Source organism: Mesorhizobium kowhaii (assembly GCF_042431665.1).
Taxonomy (GTDB): Bacteria; Pseudomonadota; Alphaproteobacteria; order Rhizobiales; family Rhizobiaceae; genus Mesorhizobium; species Mesorhizobium kowhaii.
In genome coordinates this window covers 1-2,992 of record NZ_JBHLYT010000164.1, presented here as the reverse complement: position 1 = coordinate 2,992, position 2,992 = coordinate 1, and the positions used below count along the sequence as shown (strand labels likewise).

At 57.5% G+C, this 2,992-nt stretch carries 2 protein-coding genes and 3 pseudogenes; 4 read left to right on the top strand and 1 reads right to left on the bottom strand.

Translation table 11 applies throughout. From position 1 onward, the window contains the following. Window positions 1-192: 192 nt before the first annotated feature. Window positions 193-750, bottom strand: a complete 558-nt coding sequence (locus ACFFNA_RS36820) for a group II intron maturase-specific domain-containing protein (RefSeq protein WP_378924947.1) — start codon at window positions 748-750, stop codon at window positions 193-195. A 175-nt stretch (window positions 751-925) separates the two neighbouring features. Between ACFFNA_RS36820 and ACFFNA_RS36815 the strand changes: the two are divergent. The 4 genes and pseudogenes from ACFFNA_RS36815 to ACFFNA_RS36800 all read left to right on the top strand — a co-directional run. After that, window positions 926-1,050: pseudogene (locus ACFFNA_RS36815) on the top strand (IS5/IS1182 family transposase); the annotation flags it as partial. 124 nt (window positions 1,051-1,174) lie between these two features. Then, window positions 1,175-1,479: pseudogene (locus ACFFNA_RS36810) on the top strand (hypothetical protein); the annotation flags it as partial. 575 nt (window positions 1,480-2,054) lie between these two features. Continuing rightward, on the top strand, window positions 2,055-2,477 hold the full coding sequence (panD, locus tag ACFFNA_RS36805; protein WP_378924945.1) for an aspartate 1-decarboxylase: 423 nt from the start codon (window positions 2,055-2,057) through the stop codon (window positions 2,475-2,477). Window positions 2,478-2,562: 85 nt separating this feature from the next. Further along, window positions 2,563-2,992: pseudogene (locus ACFFNA_RS36800) on the top strand (hypothetical protein); the annotation flags it as partial.

Sequence of the window (2,992 nt, the reverse complement as noted above, 5' to 3'; positions counted from 1 at the left end):
CGCCGGCCGAAGCCGAGGAACGCTACTACGCCATGCTGGATGAACCAGCCATAGCCGCGTGACTCAAACGAAACGGCCTCCGGAAAACCCGGCGCGGTTCAGTCATCTCAGACGGCAGACTTCAACGCGCTTGCAAGGCGCAACTCCCACCCCACCGGGCATACGGGTCCGTACCACGGCGGTTCGATCGGATTAAGCTTGGGCAGAGACATGAAGTCGAGGGAGACCGAGAGACTCGAAGTAATGGTTGCGCAGGGCCTGTTGGACCGCCGGGTGTCCTGACATGCGCCAGAATCCCGTCGGTGAACCGGCGGCAACCGCAGCTCCGAACTTTGGTACGCCATGACGACGTAGTTCCTTGAAGCGGTTGTGCCCGTTCCCCCATTGCCACCAGAGATACATGCGTAGTCTCCGGCGGGTCCACGCTTCCAAGTTCGTAAGCACCCGTGGGGTCTGGCAGAAGCCGAAGTAGCCGCGCCATCCGATGAGGTATGGCTTCAACTCTTTGATCAACTGCGCCAGACTGATTCCCCGTGTCCGGCGTGTCATGTCCCGGATCAGCGCCTTGAATTTGTCGAGGGCCTTTGGCGCGATGCGCCGTTCGCTCCCGTCATTTGAGATGCTGAACCCAAGGAATTTCCGCTCCTCCGGTCGCGCCACCGCGCTCTTCGCCTCGTTGACCTTCAGCAGCAGCTTCTTGGTCAGGAACCGGCCGACAGAGGCCATGTGTCGATGGCGGTTGAGCCGCATTGCGTGCATGCGGTGAAAGCCCCTCACGGCTCGAGAACCCGCGCCTTTTCAGCACGGTATCGGGCGTCGCCATGTTTACACGCCACACCTAATCTGCTCCTGCCACACTGTCGCTGGGCGCAGATCAGATAAGGCAACGACCTACTATTCATGAGCAATTCGAACGAGGCAATGTGAGCGAACCTTCGGCTTTATGACGTGGTTGGGGAGACTCGTCCACAGCTACGAGAAATGCATCGACGTCTCTCACGCCATGATCTTCGTGCTATGGGCGGCAATCGTAGAAACGCTCCTCCCTGATTTCAAAACATATGGGGTACAATTGGGGTGTCGGCCACCCGGGATGAGCGCGGCTGCTCCTGTCGAGATGTGAGAACGTGCTCGATGTTGATCCGCCACAAACACTGGGAAGAACAGCCAGTAAATGTTTTTGCCGGACCGGACGCGTCTTGGAAGTGACCTGCGATTTGAGAGTGGCCGGATCGTGAAGGAAATGCGCGCGCGGCGAGCGAGCAGGAGGCGTTGAAGCTGCGCAGTGTCGGCTTGTGGGCTTGCGCTTGAGCGCATCGGACTGGAAGCGTGCTCCGCTCACGGGTGGCTTCACGACGGATTGCGGGGCGTGATCTGCCGGCGAACTGCATCGAGACGCGGGCTGCCAATGCGGCGATGAAGACCATGCCGAACAAGACTGATTGCAAAGACTCGCGCACTCTGGCGCAGATCATGCGCATGGTGCGCATCCTTTCCTATGCTTGTGGCTGTTCACACAGCCCACGTTTTATCATCAGCTCGAAGCGGGCACTTCAACCCGTTCAAGACATGGCGTCGGGCAGCGCCGAATACCCCGACCTGGTCCCAGTCGACGGACACAACAGCGGAAAACTCCACTTCGAACAACCCAGGATTCCTGGAGTCAGGGCAGACAGCTTCTGTCGGTTTTGTCGGGACCCCAACACACCCATCTCGAACCAATCTGCTGGTTGGTCTCAGGTTAAACAGTTGAAAAGAAGGACAGAGTACCGCCCTCGGTCTTGATCAGCCAGGCGGCACAAGTTTTGCGTTCCTTAGCGGCAAGACGACCGAAAGCTATTAGTCGGCACCCACGTCGTGGGTGAAATCGCGACCGAATCAAAGAGCGAAAATGTCAGGTCTGTGTCAAACCTCATGTGCGGAAGGGCATCGGCAGAGCGCGTGCTCCTCGGCCTATCTCAGCACCTTGATCAATCGACCTGTCCCTGCGACTAACGCCATGTCGCCGTTCGACGGCATGGCAGTCCAATATCATCAGAAGAGGAGGCCTGTAGATGCGAAAGATCGTAGCAGCAAAACTTCATTGCATCACTGTGACTGGATCGGATTTGAACTATCACGGATCAATAACATTGGATCCAGATCATTGCGATGAAGCGGGTATTATTCCTTTGGAATTCGTTGATATCTGGAATAAGGCTTCAGGAGCCCGAATCAGCACATACGTCATCTACGGTGAGAGGGGTTCTCGTTGCTGCGTGCTGAACGGAGCCGCTGCTCGTACATGTCAGGTCGGAGATGAGATAATCATTTGCTCCTCCACATATATTGAGGATCATCAGATCACAGACATCAAACCGCGAGTGCTGACGTTCCACCGGGACAATTCTGTCTGCGGTCGACTGTTCTACGAGGTTAGGACAAGGGATAATGGAACGGTGGAATTCGAGGTACGAGAGGGCTCTCCCTCTCGATAACGCCCACCGAGTCCGCCATTTGTTGATTACTAATCGTACGAGACCGGTAACTTCTCTGGGGTTAGGCGGCGCGCAGAAGGGCAAGATGTTCAAGGTCCATGTCGCCGGCCACAAACGCGACCTCATCAAGGCCGTCAAACGGGCGCTGCGACGCCGGGTCGCTGTCGAGCCCGTCCTCGGCCATCTCACGGACGACCACCGTATGGGCCGCAACTTCCTGGCCTTCTCCGAAGGCGATGCCAACAACGCTGTGTTTGCCACCGTCGGCTACAACTTCAGCCTCCTGCTTCTTGGCGCTGGTCGCCACCGCCGCAGCGCCGCGGATCCAGCCACGAACAGCCTAATCACCGCTCTCGATGACCAACGGGCGGAGGCCTTTACCAGCCCAGTCTCTCCGGCCCTGATCGCAACTGTTAACGGCTGCGAGAAAGCGCGGACAAATGGTGCCGAGGATTGTGGAGAGAGAAAGCGGCCCGATGGGGCCGCTTTGTATTTTTTACCAGGAGGGATCGAGA

Excerpts from the sequence above, each read along its gene's own strand:
- ACFFNA_RS36820 (WP_378924947.1), bottom strand. The coding sequence starts at position 750 with ATGCGGCTCAACCGCCATCGACACATGGCCTCTGTCGGCCGGTTCCTG.
- panD (WP_378924945.1), top strand. The coding sequence starts at position 2,055 with ATGCGAAAGATCGTAGCAGCAAAACTTCATTGCATCACTGTGACTGGA.